Genomic DNA, 21161 nt, shown 5'->3' with positions numbered 1-21161 from the left:
GAATAAACATCATCCGATGATTCTGTCCGTCGTCCGCCCGGCCGCCAAGGCGGGCAATCCCCCGCCCGAGGGGTTTACCTTAGCGGCCTTCGCAGGCTCAGTTGGCCGCTTTTTTCAGCAGGCTCACCGCGGCCTCGGCCGACTTGGGTTCCCAGTTGTCCGGGCAGACGATCTCATGCAAGGCCTTGCGCACGCGGTCGTCCGTGTCGATTTTACGCCACGCGGGCTTGAGCGACTCGATCCAGCGGCTGTTGACGGCGTCGCCGAAGGCGTAGTTTTTCAGTTCCCGGGTGCGGCAGCGCAGTCCCTCGAGACTGTCGTTCTTCGCGCCGGACGGGCTCGTCTGGCGCAGCACGTAGCGCACGACGCCGTCGTCGCCGAGCGACAGGGTGGATGCGTCGGCCTGGGCCTGGTTCGGGTAGTCGCGATGGACGAAGAAGGGCAGCCACGCGGCCTGTTTCGGGTAGGCGGGCAGCGCGTACTCGGACTCAACCCACGGCTTGTCGCTGTCGAACGCGTAGTTGGTGTTGTAGGTCCGGCGGGTTTCGCCGTGCGCGGTGAAGGCGAGGCCGATGAGCGTGGCGGCGAGTAGCTTGCGTGAAATCACGCGTTTCTCCTTGGGGCTAGGCGTAGGGTGTAAGAGACGAGGCCGGTTTCGCGGCCGGAAGGCCCGAAGCTGCGTTCGGCAAAGTCGACGTCGCCGCGCGCGTTGGCCGAGATCACCATCGAGGCGCGCGTGCCGTAGTCGCGGCCGTGGATGAAGACCGGCGACAGCATCTTTTCCAGCGCGAGGCCGACGCCGGTATTGGGCAGCCGATCGGTCGGCGCCTCGGCGCGGTCGGCGAGCCAGCCGAACGCCTCGGCCGCGGACGGCCGGCGACTGCACGCGGCCAGGCGCTCGGCCAACTTTTCGGTCTTCGGCCAGCGCGTGTCGAGCGTCGCGTTCGACAGCGTGTGGATGCCGGGCGTCAGCCTTGTCAGCGCGCCCGTCACGCTGTGGTAATGGAAGAGGTCAGACATGTCGCCGTAGAGCAGGTTGAACGGCGCGTAGTCGGCGCGGTGCGCGGACAAGCCGGCCGCGAAGTCGCGCACGGTAGCAATGCCGGTGACGAAATCGCGCACCAGCAAGCCGCGCGACAGCCGGCCCGGCTGCGGCCGGCCGTTGCGGATATTGGTCAGCGCGGCGAAGCGTCCAGTGTGGCCGATCGCCAGCCAGCTGCCGCCCGCCTCGAGGTCGCGCCCGCCGAGGACATGAGGTGCGTCGGGCCAGTAGCAAAGCGGCGCTGCCGGGCGCGCGTAGCGCTCGTCGCGGTTGGCGACGAGGAACAGCGGGCCGAGCGCGGGGCTCTTGTAGGCGAGGGCGATCACACACATGGCGGTTACGGCGCGCGCCGAGTCAGCGGCGGCGGTACAATAAAGGATCGATTGTAACCCAAGCTCAAGACCGCGCGTTCCGCCGCGCCGGCCGCGCTTACGCCCGGAAATACTGCATGCAACTGGATAAACGGCTCGACCTGTCCGGCCTCAACTGCCCGCTGCCGATCCTGCGCGCCAAGAAGGCGCTCGCCGACATGGTGAGCGGCCAGGTGCTCGAAGTGATCGCCACCGACCCCGGCGCGCCCAAGGATTTCGAGGCGTTCTGCCGCCAGACCGGCAACGGCCTCGTCGAATCGTCGACCACCGAAGAAGGCAAGTTCCGCATGGTGCTGCGCCGCAAATAATCACCCATTGAGAAATAAGGCACTCAAATGACCGACTACCGCAAGATGGCCGAGCCGCTGCCGGCCGGCGCCACGCTGACCCTACGCCGTCCCGACGACTGGCACCTGCACCTGCGCGACGGCGAAGCGCTCGCCGCCGTCGTGCCGGCCACCGCGCGCCAGATGGGCCGCGCGATCGTGATGCCGAACCTGAAGCCGCCGGTGACCACGGTCGAACTGGCCGCCGCCTACCGCGAGCGCATCATCGCCGCGCGGCCGGAAGGCTCGAGCTTCGAACCGCTGATGACCTTGTACCTGACCGACAAGACCGCGCCGGACGAGATCCGCAAGGCGCGCGCCTCCGGCTTCGTGCACGGCGTGAAACTCTACCCGGCCGGCGCGACGACCAACTCCGACGCCGGCGTGACCAGCCTCGGCAAGGCGATGCCGGCGCTCGAGGCGATGGCCGAGGTCGGCCTGCCGCTGCTGGTGCACGGCGAAGTGACCGACCCGGCTATCGACATCTTCGACCGCGAGGCGGTGTTCATCGAGACGGTGTTCGAACCCTTGCTCGCGCGCCTGCCGGAACTCAAGGTGGTGATGGAGCACATCACCACGCGCCAGGCGGCCGAATACGTCGCGGCGGCCTCGGCCAACGTCGCGGCGACCATCACCGCGCACCACCTCTTGCTCAACCGCAACGCGATGCTGGTAGGCGGCATCCGCCCGCACTACTACTGCCTGCCGATCCTCAAGCGCGAGAGCCACCGCGAGGCGCTGTTGAAGGCCGCGACGTCGGGCTCGGCCAAGTTCTTCCTCGGCACCGACAGCGCGCCGCACCCGAAGGGCGCGAAGGAAGCGGCGTGCGGCTGTGCCGGCCTCTATACCGCGCACGCGGCGATCGAGCTGTACGCCGAGGCGTTCGAGTCGGCAGGCGCGCTCGACCAACTCGAGGCGTTCGCCAGCCTGAACGGCCCGGCGTTCTACAATCTGCCGGTGAACGAGGACAGGGTCACGCTGGTAAAAGAGGACTGGTACGTTCCGCATACCGTCGTCTTCGGCGAATCGGAACTCGTGCCGATGCGCGCGGGCGAGCCGGTGCGCTGGAAGCTCAAGGACTGATCGTTTTGAACGCGACGCCCGGCCAGCCCGGGCGTCGTCGCGTCTTGCGGCCGCTTCTTTCCCGCCCCTTGTCGGGCTTTTTGTAAACGGCGTGTAAACAGACCCGCCCGCGCGGAACGCCGCGCGGTGCGCGCGGTCTGCATGACATCGCCAAAGTCTCCCGCCCCCATGCGCAAACTGCTCTTTCTTATCCTGCCCCTGTTCCTCGTCGCCTGCTCGAAGGGCGACGCCGCCAAGAAACCCGGCGGTCCGCCGGCGGTGTCGGTCTCGGTGGCGAAGGTGGTCAAAACCGAGCTGGTCGACACCGCGCGCGCCTATGGCGAGGTCGAGGCCGGCAACGCGCCCGAGGTCGCCGCCGAGGTCGCCGGCCGCGTGCTCGAGATCGTCGTCAAGGAAGGCCAGCGCGTCGCCGCCGGCGCGCCGCTCGCGCGGCTGGAAGCGGCCGACCTGGCCGACGCGAGCCGTGCCGCCTCGGCCGAGGCGACGCGCCTTGCCGCCTTGCGCGACCAGGCGGCAAGCCAGCTCAAACGCGACCAGTCGCTCGAGCAGCAGGGCTTCATCTCGGCCGCCGCGCTCGACAAGAGCCGCGCGGATCTGGCCGCGCTCGACGCGCAGCTGAAGGCCGCGCGCGCGACCGCCAGCGCGCGTGAGCGCGATGTGGGCCGTGCGTGGGTGCGCGCGCCGCTGGCCGGTATCGTCGAGCAGAAGCTGGCAAACGTCGGCGACTACGTGCCGGCTGGCAAGGCGCTGTTCCTAGTCGCCGGCGACGGCGCGTCGCGGGTGAGGTTCGCGCTTTCGGGTGCGGCGGGCGAGAGGCTCGCCGCCGGCCAGACGGTGAAGATCGACGGCCGCGACGGCGTCGGCAAGGTGGTCGCGCTCGCTTCGGGGCTCGACGCCGCCAGCCGCGCGCGCGTCGCCTACGCCGAGTTCCCGGGCCTCCGCTTGCGCGTCGGTGAGACGCTGAATGTGGCGGTCGAACTCGGCCGCCACGCGGCGCTCGCGGTGCCAACCGGCGCACTCGTAGAGCGTCCTCAGGGCCGCGTCGTCTACGTGATCGACAAGGACGTCGCGCGCGAGGTGAAGGTGGCGACCGGGCTGGCGGCCGACGGCAGGGTCGAGGTGCTGTCGGGGCTGAAGGCCGGAGACGTCGTCGCCGTCGACGGCGCGGGCTTCCTCGCCGACAAGGCTAAGGTCAGGTTGGCCGAGCCCGGGGCCAAGTCGGGGGGCGGCGCGTGAACGGGGTCGCCCTCTTCATCCACCGCCACGTGCTCGCCTTCGTGCTGTCGGCGGTGGTGGTGATCTTCGGCGTCGTCGCCTACCAGCGCATCGGCGTCGACCGCTACCCGGCGATCGAGCAGCCGCAGGTGTCGGTGTCGACGACGCTGGCCGGCGCGACGCCGCAGGTCATCGACCAGAGCGTGACGCAGGTGATCGAGAGCGCGGTCAACAGCGTGCCGGGCATCGACATCCTGCAGTCGAGCTCGGCGCCCGGCCGCTCGACGGTGACGATCACGTTCTCGCTGACCAAGAACATCGACGTCGCTTTCAACGAGGTGCAGACGAAGCTCGAGACCGCGCGACGCCGGCTGCCCGACGAGGCCGACGCGCCTATCGTCACCAAGGCCGACAGCTCGGGCTCGCCCATCCTGTGGCTGACGCTGACCGGCGAGCGCACCGAGCGCGACCTGTTCCGCTACGCCAACAACGTCGTCAAGAAGCAGCTCGAAACCATCGACGGCGTCGGCGCGGTCAACATCCGCGGCCGCGGCGAGCGCGTGATCCGCGTCGAGGTCGACCCCTTGCGCCTGGCCGGCTACAAGCTGACCGCCGACGACGTCAGCGCGGCGATCAAGCGCGAACACCGCCAGGACGCCGGCGGCATCCTTACCGATGGCCCGCGCGAATACCTGATCGACCTCGACGCCGAGTTCCACTCGGTCGACGCGCTGAAGGGCCTGGTCGTCGGCTGGTTCGGGCAGGCGCCGGTCAAGCTTAACGACGTCGCGCGCGTGCTCGACGGCGAGGGCGACCTGAGGAGCTTCACCCGCCTGAACGGGACGGCGGCGGTCAGTATCGGCGTCGTAAGAATCCCTAACACCAACACCGTCGCGATCGCCGACGAGGTGCTGCGCCGGCTCGACGCCGAGATCCGGCCGGGCCTGCCGCCGGGGATGAAGCTGACCGTCGCGTCGAACACCGCGACCTTCATCAACGAGATGGTCGGTGCCTTGAAAGACCACCTGTTCGAGGGCACGCTGCTCGCGTCGCTGGTGGTGTGGGCCTTCCTGCGCAACGCGCGCGCGACGGTGATCGTCGCGACGGCGATCCCGGTGTCGCTGCTCGGCGCCGTCGCGCTGATGTACTTCCTCGGCTACACGTTCAACACCATCACCCTGCTCGCGCTGTTGCTGTTGATCGGCGTCGTCGTCGACGACGCCATCGTCGTGCTCGAGGCGATCCACCGGCGCGAGGAGGGCGGCGAAGACCCCTTGCACGCCGCCGAGCACGGCACGCGCGAGGTGATCTTCGCGGTCGTCGCGGCGACGCTGTCGCTGGTCGCGATCTTCCTGCCGGTGGTGTTCCTGACCAGCACCGTCGGCCGGCTGTTCAACGCGTTCGCCATCGTCGTCGCCTTCGGCGTGCTGGTGTCGCTGTTTGTGTCGGTGACGCTGACGCCGATGCTGTGCTCGAGGTTTCTTAAGGCGGCGCCTAGCCACGGCCGGGTCTACCGCTGGTTCGAGCGCCGCTTCGACAGCATCGAGTCGGGCTACAAGCGCGCGCTCGCGTGGGCGCTCGGCCACAGGAGGACGGTGCTCGCCGCTAGCCTCGCGCTAGTGGTCGCCAGCCTGGGCATCGTCGCGCTGATGAAGACCGAGTTCTATCCGGAAGAAGACGAGGGGCGCTTCCTGATCCAGTTGCGCACACCGGTCGGCTCCAGCGTCGGGTATACCGACCAGCGCTCACGCGAGGTCGAGGCGCTGCTGGGCACGATCCCCGAGGTTCAGCGCGTGCTGACCATCGTCGGCGGCTTCTCCGGCGCCACCGGCACGCAGACCACCTTCGTCGTCGGCCTGTCGCCGCGCGGCGAGCGCGAGAAGAGCCAGGGCGAACTGGTCGGCGATCTGCGAAAAAAATTGTCGGGCATCCCCGGCGCGCGCGTCAGCGCCTTCCCGTTCCCGCGCGCCGGCGAGAGCCGCGGCGGCAAGCTGAAATTCGCCGTCGTCGGGCCTCAGCTGGCTGCCGTCGACGCCGCGGTCGACGCGCTGACGCAAAAGCTCGCCGCCGCGCCCGGCATCGGCCGGCTCGACCGCGAGAGCGAGGCGAGCCAGCCTATGCTGTCGGTCGCGGTCAAGCGCGAGGCGGCAGCCAGGCTCGGCCTGTCGACCGAGGACGTGCTGTCGGCGATCAAGCTGCTCTCCGCCGGCTCGAACGTCGCGCAGTTCTCCGACGGCGACGGCGAGCGCTACGACATCCGCGTGAAGGCGGCCGACGCGTCGCTTGCGCGGCCGGCCGACCTCGGGTCTGTCTATCTGAAGGCGAAGGACGGCGCGCAGGTGCCGCTCGCCAGCGTCGCCGACGTCGCCTTCACGTTCGGCCCGACGCAGATCGACCGCATCAGCCTGATGTACGCGGTGCAGCTGTCGGGCAGTCCCGACGTCACCTTGGGCGAGGCGATGGCCGTCGTGCGCCAGACGGCGAGCGAGACGCTGCCGCCGGGTTACCGCGTCGAGTTCCTCGGCGAGGGGCGCGAACTGAGCCGCACCGGCGGCGAGCTGTTCTTCGTGCTGGCCTTGTCGAGCCTGATGCTCTACCTGATCCTCGCCGCGCAGTTCAACAGCTTCGTGCAGCCGGCGATCATCATGTTGGCCGAGCCCTTGGCGGTGGTAGGCGGCCTGTTCGCGCTGTGGGTCACCGGGCAGAGCCTCAACGTCTACTCGGCGATCGGCCTCGTGCTGTTGATCGGCCTCGTCGCCAAGAACGCGATCCTGCTCGTCGACGTCACCAACCAGTACCGCGCGCGCGGGCTCGCGATCGACGAGGCGCTGTCGCAGAGCTGCCCGGTGCGGCTCAGGCCGGTGCTGATGACGTCGCTGACCGTCGTGCTGGCGATGCTGCCGGCGGCGCTCGGCTTCGGCGCCGGCGCCGAGACCAACGGCCCGCTGGCGATCGCGGTGATCGGCGGCCTCGCAAGCTCGACCGCGCTGACCCTGCTGGTGATCCCGTGCGCGTACTCGCTGGTAGAGGGGCGGACGAAGAAAGCCAGGTCGCAAGCCGAGGCCGTTTAAAGTGATCGGGGCTCGGCCAGCCGAGCCTGCGGCGTAAAGCCGTCGCCTCTTTCGCCCGCTCATGAAAAAGCTCGGCCAACGTTGGCCGAGCTTTTTTGGGCGAAGGGCGTTCAGGCCGTCTCGCGCGCCTGGCGCTCTAGCCTGCGCGCCAGGCGTTCGATCGCGGCGTCGCGGCGCAGCATCGGGTCGTGGCGCTGCTCGTTGACGATCCATTGTTCGACGCGCTGGCGGTTGCCGTGCGCCGCCTTCAGCAGCTGGCCGAAGGCGGCGCCGGTCAGGTGGCTCTGCGCCTCGACGCCGCGGACCTGCGTGTGCGTCGCGTACGGCGTGGCGTCGCGCTCGGGAGCAGATTTTTTGGCGTGTGCGCGGTGGTGGCGCAGGAACCACACGCCGGCGGCGAGGCCGACGAGAACAAGCAGGATCAGAAATTCGGTCATGGCGTCAGGATTCCCGTGAGGGCGGATGGACGGACGCCCGGTCGCGAGACCGGCCTTGCAACAAGCAGTATAAAACGCTCGTTATAAAAATTCATTCGACATTTATTCGGTCAGCCGCGCGAAGATAAAGAACTCGTGGTTGCCGTCGCCGCCCTTGATCGGGCTGTCGAACCACGCGAGCGGCTCGCCGTGCAGTTGCCTGACCGTCGTCTCGACCTTGTCGCGCACCAGCGGGTAGAGCGCGGGATCCTTCACCAGCCCGCCGCGGCCGATGCCGGCGCGGCCGACCTCGAACTGCGGCTTCACCAGGCTCAACAGGTGGCCGCCCGGTCTGACCAGCGGCAGCGCCGACGGCAGCACCAGCGTCAGCGAGATGAACGACACGTCGCACACCATCAGGTCGAACGGCCGGCCTTCGTTGGCGGCGAGGAGGGTCCCGGCGTCGAGCGCGCGTGCGTTCACGCCTTCGAACAGCGTCACGCGGGGATCGTCGATCAAGCGTTGCGCGAGCTGGCCGTGGCCGACGTCGACGCCGACCACGCGCGCCGCGCCGGCCTGCAGCAGGCAGTCGGTGAAGCCGCCGGTAGAGATGCCGACGTCGAGCACGGTAAGCCCGGCGACGTCGAGCCCGCTCTCCTTCAACGCGCCCTCCATCTTCAGCCCGCCGCGCGACACGTAGCGGTCGGACGCGTCGGGCGCGACGACGATCTCTGCGTCGGGTGCGAGTTTCTGGCTCGATTTTGCGACGACGCGCGCGCGGCCGGCGTCGAGCAGCGTCACGCGGCCGGCGTCGATCAGGTTCTGAGCGGCGGTGCGGCTGGCGGCGAGGCCGCGTTCGACGAGGAGGAGGTCGGCGCGTTGCATGGCGGGCGGTCCGGGGCGGAAAAACCCGTTAGCGTGGCGAGCCGGCGCGACGCTGTCAAGCCTTGCGCGATCAAGGGCTTAGCGCGAAGCGGGCCGGGCCGGCGAAAAACAGGTGGCCTGCGCGAAGAGCGCGGCGGCGCCCAGCGCGTATGCATAGGATGGCGCACGAGTGGGTCGGCCGGATGGAGGGGGCGGCGAACTTGTGTAAGATGCCGTCACCGCTTTTTGTCGCCTAGCAAAGGATTCCCCGCATGCGAGTACGTCTGCTGATCGCCTCCGCCCTCATCGCCACCGCCGCCGCTTCGCAGGCCGGCACGCTGACGCTCGGCGCCGGCGAAGACTTCGTCCACCTGAACCGCACGCCGACCGGCCTCGGCCCCGGCATCACGCTTGACTACGTCAAGCGCGACGGCGGCGACTCGGCCGGCGGCGTCGGCCTCGACTTCGCGCTGCCGGCCGGCCCCCTGACCGCCGCGGTCGGCGCCAAGGCGCTGGCGATCGACTCCGACGGCGGCTCGGCCACCGCCGGCCTCGTCGGCGCCCGCGTCGGCGTCGAGCTGCCGGCCAGCCTGTCGCTGTTCGGCCAGGCCTACTACGCGCCCTCCGGCTCGGCCAGCGGCAGCGTGAAGTCGGTCAGCGACAACACCGCCGGCGTGCGCTGGCAGCCGCTGCCTCTCGTGTCGCTCGAAGCCGGCTACCGCTACTTCAAGGTCGAACGCGAAGACGCGGCCCGCACCCGCACGCTGGCCGACGGCCCGTATATCGGCGCAGGGCTGGCGTTCTGAGCGCGCCGCCCCGCATTGCTGGTGTGAAAAAGCTCGGCCAACGTTGGCCGAGCTTTTTTTTCAGGATGCCGTGCAGGTAGCCGTCTCGAACGGCACCGACAGTTTTACGCTGTGCACCTCGGCGTCGGTGGCGTTCGCGTCGACCGGAACGGTCAGCACCGCGGTCGACGAGGCGTCGGGCGGCACGACCCAGAAGCGCCACTCGCGTCCCTGAGCGTCGGTGCGGCGGCATCCAGCTTTCTCTTTGTAATTGTCTTTTTTGCAGCAGAGCAGCTTTTCTTGCTCCGCCGCGTTGTTGCGTGCCTCCTCGGCCAGCGACTGCGCGAGGAAGGTCGCGCGCTCGATCGCCAGTGCGTCGGCGCGGTTCGCCTGGTTGATCGCCAGGAGCTTGTTGGTGCCGAGCACGCCGACCGCGATCACGACCAGGCTGATCAGCACCTCGAGCAGCGAGATGCCGCGTTGCGAACGGCTCATAGGTCGGCCCAGTATTTGGCGTTCATCACGCTGGACGGGTCGATCTGGCTCACCGTCGACGGGGTTTCCTTTTCGACGGTGGTGGTGCCGCCTTCCTGGCCTTTTTGCGAGATAAGCACCTGCAAGATGCTCTGGTTCTTGCCGGTACGGCCGATAGTTTGATCATTCCAGCCAATGGTATGCCCCGCATTGGTGCCGATGCTGCCTCCTACAATTAGTCCCATATTGCGGAAGATCAGCGAAGCGTCACTGCTTAGGTTGCCGGTGACGACGAGGGTGGGAATCGTCGGGTGTTCCAACTTCCCTATGAGGGATGCGGGTTGAGGAGCCACCGCTACCATGTCTTTCCAGCCTACCTCGCAGTCGCCGAGTTCCGTACCGTCATCTCCAAGCAGAAGTTGGGCATTCAGAACCAGATAAGCGGGCATCGGCTTGCCAGCCGCTTGGGTGCGTCGCCAGATTTTGTCCACAAAACCTAGTAGGGTCTCTTCGTGCCATGTCTTGAGCGCTTTTTTTTGTGCGGTGGTCGGATTAGGGGGCTCCGGCGGCTTTTGATTGCCACATCTAAAAATGTCTTGGTCCCATACCGCGAAGTAATCCTTGGAGTCATCGGGAATTTCATCTTCCCGCTTGGGCATCGTGTCGAGTAAGTGGGCCAGTTCCGCCGTGTCCTGTTCGTTCATCTGCTCGTGCGGACCCCAGCGATTGCGGTCGTTGCTCGGATCATTGTCTTTAAGGTTAGCGGAGTCGGTAGTCGGTTTATCGTCACCATCGACTGCGAAATGGCCGGACATCAGCAGGCTGTCGCCACGCACGTTCAGGTCGCTGTAGTCGCTACCCGACAGGCGCTTGGTATTGATGTTGGCTCCTACCCTGATGCGCGGCCCGTTGCCGTAAGTCTTTTCTTCCTGCTTGTCTTTCCCGTTGTTGACCACCTTGCATTGGGCCGTAGTCGTTCCCGCCGCGCAGGTGATCTCCAGCGTCACCAGCAGCGACACCTGCGCGCGTGCATCCTGGTAGAAACCGTCAGATACCAGACGATATTGCTGCCGACCGGGGCCGATGGTCGGGTCGGGTGTCGTGACTTTTTTCAGGCTTGTCTCGTAGATCCCGCTCTTGGTCGGCAGGGGATACACCGTCTTGCCGTCCAGGCTCTTGAGCTTGATCGCGCTGCCGGTGTCTTCGATCACCCGGCCGGAGACCAGCGCCTTCTTCGCCTCGGCCAACCCCAGTTCCGCGTTGGCGAACGCCTGCTGGTAGCGGTAGTTGCTGGTGGTCGACTGGCTGTGCCGCTGCGTCTGCTGGTGCGCGTAGGCGGCGGCCATGCCGGTGCTGGCGACGAGGATCAGCGAGACGAGCAGCGTCGAGGCGCCGCGTTGGCAGCTAAGGAAAGGGACGGTAGGCATTCGGTTCTCCTACTGGATGGTCTTGACGTTGGCCGAGGCGATATTGCGCAGCAGCACGGTCTGTTTGAGTTTGCGTTCGCCGGCCTGGTCGCCGTTGAACAGCGCCCCCTGGCTGGCGGAGAGCGTGAGATGGATCGTGGTGGCGCTCGCTGTGGCGGTGCTGCTCGCGGTCAGCTGCACCTGCAGGTCGCTCGCGTTGTGCGCGCGGCACCAGCCGTTGGCGCAGTTGTCGGCGACCGGTGTGAGCGCCGTGTTGCAACGCCAGTTGGCCGAGCTGCTGGCGTCGAACACCCACATCTGGCCCTGCGAGCTTTGCAGGCCGAAGTAGGGGCCGCGTTCGCACTGGGTGCTGCCGGCGCTCGCCGGCGGCGGCGCGTAGGCGAAGCGCACGCAGTGCACGCCGTTCTCGATGCGGACGGTTTCGAGGGCCGCGCTGGCCAGCGTGCCGCTGGCGACGTTCGGGTAGTCGAGGCCGGCGTTGACGCCGCTCGCCGAGTAGGTACGGCACTCGGGCGCCGCGTAGCCGGTGCGGCGCAGTTCGCCGACCGCGAGCTGGTTCAGCGCGGCGAGGCTCTTGGACAGCCTCAGCTGCGCCTCGGTCGCGCGGTGGTCGTCGAGGAAGCTGACCAGCATCTTGGCGAGCGCGAGCGTGACGATCAGCGAGATCAGCACGCCGACCATCAGTTCGATCAGGGTGAAGCCGCGTTGCGTGTTCATGCGCCCTCGCATCGTGAACGGTCGGTGCTGGACAGGCCGGTCGCCCACACGGTGAACGACGCGCCGTTCTGGCAGACCGGGTTGCTGAGGCCGATCGTCGCGTTGGCGATGTTGCGCGGCAGGCCTTGGCTCTTCGACAGCGTGATTTCGACCCTGGCCTGCCCGGCGGTACTGAACACGTTCGGGTAGTCGCCGGACGTGACGCTCTGCAGCGTCGCGCCGCCGCTCGTGAGCTGTGCCTGCCAGGTGTTGTTGTTGCCGGGCTGGAACACGAAGACGACATCGCTCCTCTGCCGCACCGCGTGCCAGCGCGCGTTGTCGTACAGGCCGCCGATCGCCGCGAGCGCCCCCTTCATGCGCTGGCTTTCGAGCAGGTTCCTGAAGCTCGGCGCGGCGAGCGTGGCGAGCACGCCGAGTATCGTCAGCGCGACCAGGAGTTCGATCAGCGTGAAGCCTTGTGCTGGACGTCGTGTCATCGGCGCCCCCAGCAGCCGGCCGGCGTGTAGTCGATGCCGCCGCTGGAGGCCGCGGTCAGCGTGATCGTGGTGCAGTCGGTGTCTCTCGCCTGTGCGCCGCCGGCGGCGACGGTCGCGGTGATGCTGTAGCTGGCGGTGCGGTCCGCCGAGACGGGATTGGCGAGCGTGTAGTAACGCGCATCGCTGTCGGCCGAGACGCCGAGGCTGGCGAGTCTGTCGGTGAATTCGTTGTTGAACAGGAAGTAGCGGCTCTGCTTCTGGCTGGCGGCCATCAGCGCGGCGTGCGCGTCGGCGCGGCGGCTGCGCTGCACGTATTGCTGGTAGGCCGGCAGTGCGACCGCCAGCAGGATGCCGACGATGGCGAGCACGATCAGCACTTCGATCAGCGTGAAGCCGGAACGGGAGAGTCGGGGAAGGGGCACGGCGCGTCCTGGGTCTTGTGGCGGATGCGGGGCGCGCGCCGGCGTACAGCCCGGCCTTGTCGGCGGCGGGCGTGTTATGTCTGCGTCCCCACGCTTTATCGCCCGCGGCGCGCCTCTTCGTGCGCCATGCCGTCGGGCTATTTTGTGGGGATGCTAGCAAACAAGAATCTTCTGACGAAGATAAACTTATGCTTAAAGGCTATTATTGCCGGCCATGTGTAACTATTTTGCATATTTATGTCGCTGGGACGGGCGCGGGCCAGTCCAGCCGGGGATCAAGCAGGGGCGCCGTTAACGGCGAGGGGCAGGCGGGCGGGAGCAAGGTTGGCCGAGCCTCGGCCAACCTTGTTTGACGTGATTTACTCGGCGTCGATCAGCCGCTGATACAGATAGACGAGCACGCGCGCGAGTTCGTCGGCGGTCTGCGCCTGGTCGGTGTTGCCGCTGTGGCCGCCGCCGCCGGTCTCGAAGAACAGCGCGTCCCGGCCGAGTCCCTGCAGCTTGGCCGCCATCTTGCGCGCGTGCGCCGGGTGGACGCGGTCGTCGCGCGCGCTGGTGGTGAAGAAAACGCTCGGGTAGGCGACGCCGTTTTCGACGCGCTGGTAAGGCGAATAGGCGGCGAGCGCCTCGGCTTCGAGCTCGTCTTCCGGGTCGCCGTATTCGTCTATCCAGCTCGCGCCGGCGTGCAGTTCCGTATAGCGCAGCATGTCCAAGAGCGGCACTTCGCAGACCACCGCGCCGAACAGATCGGGGCGCATCACCATCGCCGCGCCGACGAGCAGGCCGCCGTTGCTGCCGCCCTCGATCGCGAGCTTGTTGGATGAAGTCAGTCCGCGCGCGACAAGGTCTTCGGCGACGGCGATGAAGTCGGCGAAGCTGACCGGCTTGTTGGCACGCTGCGCCGCCTGGTGCCAGGCCGGGCCGAACTCGCCGCCGCCGCGGATGCACGCGACGACGAAGGCGCCGCCCTTCTCCAGCCAGTGCGGGCCGAAGTTGTCGACGTAGTGCGGCAGCATCGGCACCTCGAAGCCGCCGTAGCCGTAGAGCAGCGTCGGCGTCGAGCCGTCGAAGGGCGCGTCGCGGCGGCGCACGACGAAGTAGGGGATGGCTTCGCCGTCCGGCGCGTTCGCCTGCCATTGCTCGGCGACGTAGGAGCCCGCGTCGAAGGCGGCCGGCTGCGCGCGCAGGCATTCGGGCTCGCCGCCGGGCAGCTCGACGCGGTACAGGCCGGCTGGCGTCAGGTAGTCGCTGAAGCTGTAGCTGAGGATGTCGGTCTGCCACGGCTGGTCGACGAACTCGATCACGCCGGTCTCGGGCGTCGGCAGCTCGAAACGGCGCCAGCCGGTGTCGAGCGGCTCGAAGGCGACGAGGCGGCTCTGCACGTTGTCGAGCAGGTTGACGACGACGAAGCGGCGCGTCGTCTCGATGCCGCTGACCGACTGGCGCGACGTTGGCGCGAGCAGAACTTCGATCGGACCTGCGCCGGCGACGAGCGTCGCGCGCGGCACGGCCAAGAGGCTGCCGGCCGCGTGTTCGGTGTCGGCCCAGCGCCACGGCTCGGCCAACCTGACGATGAAGGCGTCGTTGAGATAGCCCTCGATGTCGGCCTTGGCCGGCAGCGGCAGCGGGCTCAGCGCGTCGTCGTTATTAAGAATGAAATACTGCTTGCTGTAGAAGCCATCGCTCGCCTCGACGATGTCGACAGGCTTCACGCCGTCGCCGAGGAAGCGCCACGCGATCGCCATCATCGCGTCCTCGGGCAGCTGCAGCACGCGGCGCGCCATCGACCACGGTTCGCCACGGCGCGCGAGCCACACCTCGCGCGGGTAGCCGGCGCGCGTCAGCTGTTCGTCGTGCCAGGCCGGGCAGACGAAGGCTTCGTCGAGCGTGCGCCAGGTGACGTGGTTCTTGCCCTCGGGGAAGGCAAAGCCGCCGTCGACGAATTCGCGGCGGCCGAGGTGGTATTCGCGGCTGACGGTCGCGTCCTGGCCGCCGCGCGTCAGGTGCACGAGGCAGTGTTCGGGCGAGAGCGTGTAGTGCGACACGCCGTCGAGGTACCAGTCCTCGCCCTCGGCGGCGGCGAGCGTGTCGATGTCGAGCACGGTCTGCCAGTCGGGCGCCGTGCCTCTATAGCCGTCGAGCGTGGTGCGCCGGTAGACGCCGCGCGGATGCTCGGCGTCCTGGTGGAAGTTGTACAGCCAGCCCTGGTATTCGGTGAAGAACGGGATCTGGCGCGTGTCGCGCAGGTTGGCGAGCACGGCGCCGGCGACGCCGGCAAAGCGCGGGTCGGCGTCGAGGCGCGCTTGGGTGCGCGCGTTCTGCCCGGCGACCCAGGCGGCGGCTTCCTCGCCTTCCAGGTCTTCGAGCCACAGGTAGGGGTCTTGGGTATCGCTCATCGGGTGCGGGACGCGGGACGGATCAATGGGGAAGCGTGCAGCCTAAGCGATCGCGCCCTATCCGGCCAGCGCGGCGCTTGCTTCGCAATGTTGGCCGAGCGAAGGAAGCGCTCGGCCAACGTCAGTCCGGAGGCGGGTAAGAAGCGCAGCGGCCTCAGCCGGCGAGGAAGGCGCGCATCGCGGCGAGCGTGCGTTCGACGGCTTCGCCGTCGACCTGCCAGTGCGTCGCGAAGCGCATCAGGCCGTCCTCGGGCGGGTTGGCCTTGATGCCTCGTTCGAGCAGATACGCGGCAAGCGCCGCGCCGTCGGTGTTTTCGGGCAGCCGAAACCACACCAGATTGATGTGGACGTCTTCACGCTGTACCGACACGCCCGGCAGCGCGGCCAGCCCCTCGGCCAAGCTTTGCGCCCGGTCGTGGTCCTCGGCCAACCTTTGAGACATTTCATTCAGTGCGATCAGCCCCGGCGCGGCGAGCACGCCGGCCTGACGCAGCCCGCCGCCCATCAGCTTGCGATTGCGGCGCGCGCGGCGGACGAAGTCGGCGCTGCCGGCGATGATGGACCCTACCGGCGCGGCCAGGCCCTTGGACAGGCAGAACATCACCGTGTCGGCATGCTGCGTGATCTCGCGCACGTCGCACCTCAGGTGCGTCGCCGCGTTGAACACGCGCGCGCCGTCCAGATGGACCGGGATGTGGTGCTCGCGCGCGAGCGCGGCCGTCTCGGCCATCGCCGACAGCGGGATCACGCGGCCGTTCGAGTGCGCGTTCTCGAGAGAGATCAGCCCGGTTTTCGGCCAGTGGATGTCTTCTCCTACCCTGATCCTGCGGCGGATCGCGTCGATGGGCATCACGCCCTTGTCTGATTCGATCGTACGCAGCTGCACGCCGGCGATCAGCGCCGCGCCGCCGGTCTCGTGCCAGACGATGTGGCAGTCGTCGCCGAGGATCACCTCGTCGCCGCGGTCGCAGTGGGTCAAGAGCGCGAGCTGGTTGCCGAAGTTGCCCGACGGCACGAACAGCGCGGCTTCCTTGCCGAGCTTGCCGGCGGCGGCGTCTTCGAGCGCCTTGACGCTAGGGTCGTCGCCGTAGACGTCGTCGCCGACTTCGGCGTCCCTCATCGCGTCGCGCATCGCAGGCGTCGGGTGGGTGACGGTGTCGCTCCTGAGGTCGATCCAGGTCATGGGTTTTCCTTGTTGCGGGTTCGTCGGGTAGGTGAACCGTCAGTAAACGGCCGATGGCGACCCAGGGGTCGCCATCGAAGGGGGATCGGGTCGGTCACCCGATTGTGCCAGCCTCTCAAGGCCGGTGCGCGCCCGAGCGGCGCTCAGAGGTCCGAGGTGGGTTTACTGCAGTCCGTAAGATTGTTTGATTTCACCTACGCGCCGGAAGGCTTGCGCCACCGCGCTGTCGTCCATCGAGATATCGGCACCGCACTGGCATTGCAGCGCGCCGCTGGGCTGAAGGGTTTTGAGGTTATGACGCGTTTCGTGCCCGCATTCGGTGCACGCGATGACCACCGTGGCGTTGTAGTGTTTGTCCAGATCGATATCGAATTGCGGCGTCGGCTTCATCGGAGGGGTCCTTGACTTCGACGTTGATGGAAAACGAAGCCCAGCGGCGCGAACGCGTCCCGGGGCTCTTCCTGAGCATAGGCCCGCCGCTCGGAAAGGCCAAGCGGTGCGCCCGTTGCTGCAGTGCGGAAAACCGCTTTCGATTCAGCGCCTTGCCGTGGCCGTGGGGGCGCCGGCGCTGGCCTTGTGCGGTGCGATTCGCTATGCTTCGCCCCTGCCGTTTCCGTGTGGAGAAAAAGCCTCATGTCGCAAGCCGACTTCGAACGCCGTTTCGGCGGCATCGCCCGTCTCTACGGCGACGACGTTCTCGAGCGTTTCGCCGCCGCGCACGTGTGCGTGATCGGCGTCGGCGGCGTCGGCTCGTGGGCGGTCGAGGCGCTGGCGCGCAGCGGGATAGGCCATCTGACGCTGATCGACCTCGACCATATCGCCGAATCGAACGTCAACCGCCAGTTGCCGGCGCTCGATCCCTACTTCGGCATGGCGAAAGTCTCGGCCTTGGCCGAGCGCGCGCGCGCGATCAACCCGGAATGCGTGGTGAGCGAGGTCGAGGACTTCGTCGACGAGGACAACCTCGACGAGTTGCTCGGCCGTGGCTACGACTTCGTGTTCGACGCGATCGACAGCCTGAAGATCAAGACGGCGATCGCCGCCTGGTGCGTGAAGCATCGCCAGCCCTTCGTCGTGTCCGGCGGCGCCGGCGGCCAGATGAACCCGGGGCTGATCCGCGTCGGCGACCTGTCCGAGACGACGAACGACCCGCTGCTGTCGAACCTGCGCTACAACCTGCGCCGCCGCTACGGTCTGCCGCGCGAGGGCAGGATGCGCGTGCCCTGCGTGTATTCGACCGAGCAGCTCATCTATCCGAAGGCCGCCGCCTGCGACATCGACGCCGCGAACACCGCCGCGCCACAAGGCCTATCCTGTGCCGGTTTCGGCGCGAGTATGGTCGTGACCGCGAGCTTCGGCCTGTTCGCCGTCGCCGAGGCGCTCAAGGCGATCGCGCGCCCGAAGAAGCGCTGATCCTCCCCGATTCACTCCCCCAGCTTGAGCAGCGCCGCGTCGAGCCGCGCCAGCGTGTCCGCCGGCACGTGCCGGCTGCACAGCAGATGCCGCGTCTCGCCGGCCGGCATGTCGGCCAGCGTGACGGCGCGTGCGCCGTCGAGCTTCAGCGTCTCGGCCTCCTCGGCGCTGACGAAGGTGTAGGCGGCGCGGCCGGCGCCTACCATGCGCACCATGTCGGCGATCGGCACGCTGGTCGCCATCTCGCGCGGCTTTTTCGCCGCCAACAGCGCGTCGAGCGCGTGGCCATAGGAAAAGCGCTCGCGGCGCAGGAAGATCCCGTTCCGCTCGGCCAACAATCGCGCCACCGCCGGCGGGCCGTCGAGCGGCAGGCTCTCGTTGACGATCGCCACCTGCGGCCGGTCGCGGTACAGCGGTGCGCTGAAGCGGCCGATGCGCTCGCGCTCCGCGGTGCGGAACCAGCCGACGATGCAGTCGGCGCCGCTGTCGGCCTCGATCTGCGCGAGCTGCCGGTTCGACGGCGTCTGCTGCCAGCGGTACGGCAGGCCCGAGAGCGCGAGTGCACGGCGCAATCGATCGACCACGAGGCCGGCCGGCTGACCGTTGGGCAGCGAGTAGTAGAACGGCGGGCGTTCGAAATAGTGCAGGACCAGCGGCTCGGCGCCGAGCGGGCAGCAGGCGGCGGCGAGAACGAAGGCGATGGCGAAGCGGGGGAGCGACATGCGGGCGGGTTTATGTCGAATGAGTTTTGCGCAGGATAGCAGCTTCGCTCGGTGCGACGCTCTACAATAGCGGCCAAGAGATAAAACCTAAGGAGACACCACCATGACCGCCCCCGAGCGCGAACTGCCCTACTACCAGCCGGTCGGCGACGAATGCGAGCTGTTCGAGGCCGCGTGGCGCCAGCAGCTGCCGGTGCTGATCAAGGGCCCGACCGGCTGCGGCAAGACGCGCTTCGTCGCGCACATGGCCGCGAAGCTGAACCTGCCGCTGATCACCGTCTCCTGCCACGACGACCTGACCGCCGCCGACCTCGTCGGCCGCCACCTGATCGGCGACGGCGCGACCTACTGGGTCGACGGCCCGCTGACGCGCGCGGTGCGCGAGGGCGGCATCTGCTACCTCGACGAGGTGGTCGAGGCGCGCAAGGATACCACCGTCGTGCTGCACCCACTTACCGACGACCGCCGCGTGCTGCCGATCGAGCGCACCGGCGAGACGCTGGTCGCGCCGAAAAACTTCATGCTCGTCGTGTCGTACAACCCGGGCTACCAGCACGTGCTGAAATCCTTGAAGCCGTCGACGCGCCAGCGCTTCATCGCGCTGTCGTTCGACTTCCCGCGCCCCGAGGTCGAGACCGCGGTGCTCAAGCAGGAGTCGGGCCTCGACGACGCGCGCATCGGCCAGCTCGTCACGCTCGCCGGTCAGTTGCGCCGGCTGGCCGGTTACGACCTCGAAGAGGGCGTCAGCACGCGCTTGCTGGTGTACGCGGCGAAATTGATGGCCGCCGGCATGGCCGCGCGCCTCGCGTGCCGCACCGCGCTCGTCGAGCCGCTGTCCGACGACACCGACACCGTCGCCGCGCTGGCCGCCATCGTCAACGCGCAGTTCGCCGCGTAAGGGGCGCGCGATGAACGCCTACCCGGTCCACGCCGAGGCGGCGGTGCCGCTGTCGGCGATGGAAACGCTGCTGCCGGTGCTGTTCCGCGCGCTCGGCGGCGACCCGGCGCTCAAACTCAAGCCGGCCGGCGGCCACGGTGCGCACGCCTGGCAGGACGAGGCGACGCTCTACCTGCCCGAATCGATCGCGCTGTTTGCCGACGCCGACCTGAACCGCCAGCTCTACGTGTGGCTCGCCGCGCTGTCGGCCGAGCCGGTCGATAGCCATCTCGATTGGCTTGAGCGCAACCGCGCCGCCGCAGCAGCTTGCCTCGCGCGCCAGCCGGGGCTGGCGAACGAGTACCGTGAACTCGTCGCCGCCTTCCTGCCCTTGCGTCCCGACCCGGAAAGCCTGGAGGGCGACGCAAGGTTGGTCGAGCTCGCCGTGCGCGCCGCCTTGTTGAATCCTGAACAGGGACAGCCGGCCTCGGCCAACCTTTCAGGTCTGGCACCGGTTCCGCTGTGGCTGCACCCGAACCCGCCGCGTCCTCAGGCCAAGCCCGAGGCCGGCGCGAACAAGCAATCGGGCGGCGCCGCGCCGGCGGAAGCGCCTGCTGACGGGCCGCGCGCGAAGAAGACCGACAACGAGACCGGCGAAGAGAAGAAGGTCGCGCTGACCGACTTCAAGTTCGAGGCCAAGCCGCGCTGGGAGGACTACCTCAACGACCACCGCGATAGTCAGGGCGGCGGCGAAGGCGGCAGCGGCGAGGAGGAGAAGGGCCCGCGCGCGACCGGCGCGATCGACGGCGACGACGCGCCGCCGGCGACCAGCGGCATGACCTACGGCTTCGCGTGGCACACCGAGAACGACGACACGCCGCTCGGCCCGGGGATCAAGCTGCCCGAGTGGGACTGCCGCAAGAACGTGCTGCTGCCCGACTACTGTCTATTGAAGCCGATGCTGCCTGCCGGCGCGAGCCGCCAGCCTCTACCGGAGCGCTTGCGTAGCCTAGCACGCTACATCCAGCGCCAGTTCCAGGCGCTGACGCCCGAGCGCAGCCGCAAGAACGGCGAGTTCAACGGCCCGGACATCGACCTCGACCGCGTGATCCGCTTCTTCGTAGAGCGCCACAGCGGCCACGCGATCGGCGAACCCGGCCTCTATCAGGCGTGGCCGCAGCGCGAGCGTTCGCTCGCCTGCCTGCTGCTCGCCGACCTGTCGCTGTCTACCGAGAACCGGCTGCCGACGGGGCACAAGATCATCGACGTGATCCGGGATAGTTTGACTTTGTTCGCCGAGGCGCTGACCGCGAGCGGCGACCGCTTCGGCCTGTACGGCTTCTCGTCGATCCAGCGCGAGGAGGTCCGCTACCTGGTGCTGAAGGACTTCGCCGAGCGCTACGACGACGAGACGCGCGGCCGCGTGCTCGCTCTCAGGCCCGGCTACTACACGCGGATGGGCGCGGCGATCCGCCAGTCGACCGCGGTGTTGGCCGAGCAGCCGGCCGAGCGGCGATTGCTGCTGATCGTGTCGGACGGCAAGCCGAGCGACCTCGATCATTACGACGGCCGCTACGCGGTAGAGGACACGCGCGAAGCGGTGCGCGAGGCGCGCGCCGCCGGCGTCACGCCGTTCTGCGTGACGGTCGACCAGGAGGCGAGCGCCTACCTGCCGCACATCTTCGGCAGCAACGGCTTCGTCGTCGTGCAGCAGGCCGACACGCTGCCGCACGTGCTGACGCGGCTGTACGCGCAGATGACGCGCTGAGCTTGTCTTTAGCAATGCCAAACCGCTGCCGGGAGCGATCCGGGCGGCGGTTTTCTTTTGGGGCCAAGGTTGGCCGAGCTCGGCCAACCTTGGCTAGCGGCGCGCGACCAGCA

Annotated in this window: 21 protein-coding genes; 8 read left to right on the top strand and 13 right to left on the bottom strand. The window is 68.1% G+C overall.

The window, feature by feature from the left end:
* Positions 1 to 97: 97 nt before the first annotated feature.
* On the bottom strand, positions 98 to 607 hold the full coding sequence (locus DWG20_RS04425; RefSeq protein ID WP_115432669.1) for a CNP1-like family protein: 510 nt from the start codon (positions 605 to 607) through the stop codon (positions 98 to 100).
* Positions 604 to 1374, bottom strand: a complete 771-nt coding sequence (locus tag DWG20_RS04420; protein ID WP_115432668.1) for an NRDE family protein — start codon at positions 1372 to 1374, stop codon at positions 604 to 606. Before DWG20_RS04420 ends, DWG20_RS04425 begins: the two co-directional genes overlap by 4 nt.
* Before the next feature lie 116 nt (positions 1375 to 1490).
* Here DWG20_RS04420 and DWG20_RS04415 point away from each other — a divergent pair, with 116 nt between their 5' ends.
* From DWG20_RS04415 to DWG20_RS04400, 4 genes are all read left to right on the top strand, one after another.
* Complete coding sequence (locus DWG20_RS04415; RefSeq protein ID WP_115432667.1) at positions 1491 to 1721, top strand: sulfurtransferase TusA family protein; 231 nt, start codon at positions 1491 to 1493, stop codon at positions 1719 to 1721.
* Between the two features lie 27 nt (positions 1722 to 1748).
* Positions 1749 to 2822: a dihydroorotase gene (gene pyrC / locus DWG20_RS04410; RefSeq protein WP_245944767.1), complete on the top strand. Its 1074-nt coding sequence runs from the start codon at positions 1749 to 1751 to the stop codon at positions 2820 to 2822.
* Between the two features lie 168 nt (positions 2823 to 2990).
* Positions 2991 to 4058 (top strand): efflux RND transporter periplasmic adaptor subunit, encoded by a 1068-nt coding sequence (locus DWG20_RS04405; protein ID WP_115432666.1) that lies wholly within the window; start codon positions 2991 to 2993, stop codon positions 4056 to 4058.
* Entirely contained in the window at positions 4055 to 7108 is a 3054-nt protein-coding gene (locus DWG20_RS04400; protein ID WP_115432665.1) for an efflux RND transporter permease subunit, read from the top strand. The genes DWG20_RS04405 and DWG20_RS04400 overlap by 4 nt, the downstream gene beginning before the upstream one ends.
* A 110-nt stretch (positions 7109 to 7218) precedes the next feature.
* Here the strand turns inward: DWG20_RS04400 and DWG20_RS04395 are convergent, their stop codons facing one another.
* Together DWG20_RS04395 and DWG20_RS04390 are read right to left on the bottom strand one after the other, a co-directional pair.
* The gene (locus tag DWG20_RS04395; RefSeq protein ID WP_115432664.1) at positions 7219 to 7545 is read right to left on the bottom strand and encodes a hypothetical protein; all 327 of its coding nucleotides are present in this window, start codon (positions 7543 to 7545) and stop codon (positions 7219 to 7221) included.
* A gap of 102 nt (positions 7546 to 7647) precedes the next feature.
* A complete protein-coding gene (locus DWG20_RS04390) occupies positions 7648 to 8409 on the bottom strand; it encodes a TlyA family RNA methyltransferase (RefSeq protein ID WP_115432663.1) in 762 nt (253 codons plus the stop codon).
* Between the two features lie 251 nt (positions 8410 to 8660).
* Between DWG20_RS04390 and DWG20_RS04385 the strand changes: the two genes are divergently transcribed.
* A complete protein-coding gene (locus DWG20_RS04385; RefSeq protein ID WP_115432662.1) occupies positions 8661 to 9194 on the top strand; it encodes a YfaZ family outer membrane protein in 534 nt (177 codons plus the stop codon).
* A 60-nt stretch (positions 9195 to 9254) separates the two neighbouring features.
* Here DWG20_RS04385 and DWG20_RS04380 read toward each other — a convergent pair whose 3' ends face one another.
* The 8 genes from DWG20_RS04380 to DWG20_RS04345 form a co-directional block, all read right to left on the bottom strand.
* Positions 9255 to 9668 (bottom strand): type IV pilus modification PilV family protein, encoded by a 414-nt coding sequence (locus tag DWG20_RS04380; RefSeq protein WP_115432661.1) that lies wholly within the window; start codon positions 9666 to 9668, stop codon positions 9255 to 9257.
* Positions 9665 to 11074: a hypothetical protein gene (locus DWG20_RS04375; RefSeq protein ID WP_115432660.1), complete on the bottom strand. Its 1410-nt coding sequence runs from the start codon at positions 11072 to 11074 to the stop codon at positions 9665 to 9667. Before DWG20_RS04375 ends, DWG20_RS04380 begins: the two co-directional genes overlap by 4 nt.
* A 9-nt stretch (positions 11075 to 11083) precedes the next feature.
* Entirely contained in the window at positions 11084 to 11791 is a 708-nt protein-coding gene (locus tag DWG20_RS04370; protein WP_181880972.1) for a prepilin-type N-terminal cleavage/methylation domain-containing protein, read from the bottom strand.
* On the bottom strand, positions 11788 to 12267 hold the full coding sequence (locus DWG20_RS04365; protein ID WP_115432658.1) for a prepilin-type N-terminal cleavage/methylation domain-containing protein: 480 nt from the start codon (positions 12265 to 12267) through the stop codon (positions 11788 to 11790). Before DWG20_RS04365 ends, DWG20_RS04370 begins: the two co-directional genes overlap by 4 nt.
* Positions 12264 to 12689, bottom strand: coding sequence for a type IV pilin protein (locus tag DWG20_RS16545; RefSeq protein ID WP_115432657.1), 426 nt, complete (start codon positions 12687 to 12689; stop codon positions 12264 to 12266). Before DWG20_RS16545 ends, DWG20_RS04365 begins: the two co-directional genes overlap by 4 nt.
* Before the next feature lie 359 nt (positions 12690 to 13048).
* On the bottom strand, positions 13049 to 15085 hold the full coding sequence (locus DWG20_RS04355) for a prolyl oligopeptidase family serine peptidase (protein ID WP_115432656.1): 2037 nt from the start codon (positions 15083 to 15085) through the stop codon (positions 13049 to 13051).
* 154 nt (positions 15086 to 15239) lie between these two features.
* A complete protein-coding gene (gene ltaE, locus DWG20_RS04350; RefSeq protein WP_115432655.1) occupies positions 15240 to 16268 on the bottom strand; it encodes a low-specificity L-threonine aldolase in 1029 nt (342 codons plus the stop codon).
* A gap of 162 nt (positions 16269 to 16430) precedes the next feature.
* A complete protein-coding gene (locus DWG20_RS04345; protein WP_115432654.1) occupies positions 16431 to 16658 on the bottom strand; it encodes a hypothetical protein in 228 nt (75 codons plus the stop codon).
* A gap of 243 nt (positions 16659 to 16901) precedes the next feature.
* On the opposite strand from DWG20_RS04345, the gene DWG20_RS04340 reads away from it, so the two are divergent.
* The gene (locus DWG20_RS04340) at positions 16902 to 17681 is read left to right on the top strand and encodes a tRNA threonylcarbamoyladenosine dehydratase (protein WP_115432653.1); all 780 of its coding nucleotides are present in this window, start codon (positions 16902 to 16904) and stop codon (positions 17679 to 17681) included.
* 11 nt (positions 17682 to 17692) lie between these two features.
* Here the strand turns inward: DWG20_RS04340 and DWG20_RS04335 are convergent, their stop codons facing one another.
* A complete protein-coding gene (locus DWG20_RS04335) occupies positions 17693 to 18403 on the bottom strand; it encodes a substrate-binding periplasmic protein (RefSeq protein ID WP_115432652.1) in 711 nt (236 codons plus the stop codon).
* Between the two features lie 103 nt (positions 18404 to 18506).
* On the opposite strand from DWG20_RS04335, the gene DWG20_RS04330 reads away from it, so the two are divergent.
* Entirely contained in the window at positions 18507 to 19301 is a 795-nt protein-coding gene (locus DWG20_RS04330; RefSeq protein ID WP_115432651.1) for a CbbQ/NirQ/NorQ/GpvN family protein, read from the top strand.
* A gap of 10 nt (positions 19302 to 19311) precedes the next feature.
* On the top strand, positions 19312 to 21048 hold the full coding sequence (locus tag DWG20_RS04325) for a nitric oxide reductase activation protein NorD (RefSeq protein WP_115432650.1): 1737 nt from the start codon (positions 19312 to 19314) through the stop codon (positions 21046 to 21048).
* Positions 21049 to 21161 lie beyond the last annotated feature (113 nt).

Origin of the sequence: Crenobacter cavernae, from assembly GCF_003355495.1 — a bacterium.
GTDB lineage: Bacteria > Pseudomonadota > Gammaproteobacteria > Burkholderiales > Chromobacteriaceae > Crenobacter > Crenobacter cavernae.
The sequence above is the reverse complement of the archived record's forward strand: the minus strand, read 5'-3'. Positions and strand labels throughout refer to the sequence as shown.

What these genes read in the sequence shown, in the direction of transcription:
- DWG20_RS04420 (WP_115432668.1), bottom strand. Translation starts at nt 1,374, where the DNA reads ATGTGTGTGATCGCCCTCGCCTACAAGAGCCCCGCGCTCGGCCCGCTG.
- DWG20_RS04415 (WP_115432667.1), top strand. Translation starts at nt 1,491, where the DNA reads ATGCAACTGGATAAACGGCTCGACCTGTCCGGCCTCAACTGCCCGCTG.
- pyrC (WP_245944767.1), top strand. Translation starts at nt 1,749, where the DNA reads ATGACCGACTACCGCAAGATGGCCGAGCCGCTGCCGGCCGGCGCCACG.
- DWG20_RS04405 (WP_115432666.1), top strand. Translation starts at nt 2,991, where the DNA reads ATGCGCAAACTGCTCTTTCTTATCCTGCCCCTGTTCCTCGTCGCCTGC.
- DWG20_RS04395 (WP_115432664.1), bottom strand. Translation starts at nt 7,545, where the DNA reads ATGACCGAATTTCTGATCCTGCTTGTTCTCGTCGGCCTCGCCGCCGGC.
- DWG20_RS04390 (WP_115432663.1), bottom strand. Translation starts at nt 8,409, where the DNA reads ATGCAACGCGCCGACCTCCTCCTCGTCGAACGCGGCCTCGCCGCCAGC.
- DWG20_RS04385 (WP_115432662.1), top strand. Translation starts at nt 8,661, where the DNA reads ATGCGAGTACGTCTGCTGATCGCCTCCGCCCTCATCGCCACCGCCGCC.
- DWG20_RS04380 (WP_115432661.1), bottom strand. Translation starts at nt 9,668, where the DNA reads ATGAGCCGTTCGCAACGCGGCATCTCGCTGCTCGAGGTGCTGATCAGC.
- DWG20_RS04375 (WP_115432660.1), bottom strand. Translation starts at nt 11,074, where the DNA reads ATGCCTACCGTCCCTTTCCTTAGCTGCCAACGCGGCGCCTCGACGCTG.
- DWG20_RS04370 (WP_181880972.1), bottom strand. Translation starts at nt 11,791, where the DNA reads ATGAACACGCAACGCGGCTTCACCCTGATCGAACTGATGGTCGGCGTG.
- DWG20_RS04365 (WP_115432658.1), bottom strand. Translation starts at nt 12,267, where the DNA reads ATGACACGACGTCCAGCACAAGGCTTCACGCTGATCGAACTCCTGGTC.
- DWG20_RS04355 (WP_115432656.1), bottom strand. Translation starts at nt 15,085, where the DNA reads ATGAGCGATACCCAAGACCCCTACCTGTGGCTCGAAGACCTGGAAGGC.
- ltaE (WP_115432655.1), bottom strand. Translation starts at nt 16,268, where the DNA reads ATGACCTGGATCGACCTCAGGAGCGACACCGTCACCCACCCGACGCCT.
- DWG20_RS04345 (WP_115432654.1), bottom strand. Translation starts at nt 16,658, where the DNA reads ATGAAGCCGACGCCGCAATTCGATATCGATCTGGACAAACACTACAAC.
- DWG20_RS04340 (WP_115432653.1), top strand. Translation starts at nt 16,902, where the DNA reads ATGTCGCAAGCCGACTTCGAACGCCGTTTCGGCGGCATCGCCCGTCTC.
- DWG20_RS04335 (WP_115432652.1), bottom strand. Translation starts at nt 18,403, where the DNA reads ATGTCGCTCCCCCGCTTCGCCATCGCCTTCGTTCTCGCCGCCGCCTGC.
- DWG20_RS04330 (WP_115432651.1), top strand. Translation starts at nt 18,507, where the DNA reads ATGACCGCCCCCGAGCGCGAACTGCCCTACTACCAGCCGGTCGGCGAC.
- DWG20_RS04325 (WP_115432650.1), top strand. Translation starts at nt 19,312, where the DNA reads ATGAACGCCTACCCGGTCCACGCCGAGGCGGCGGTGCCGCTGTCGGCG.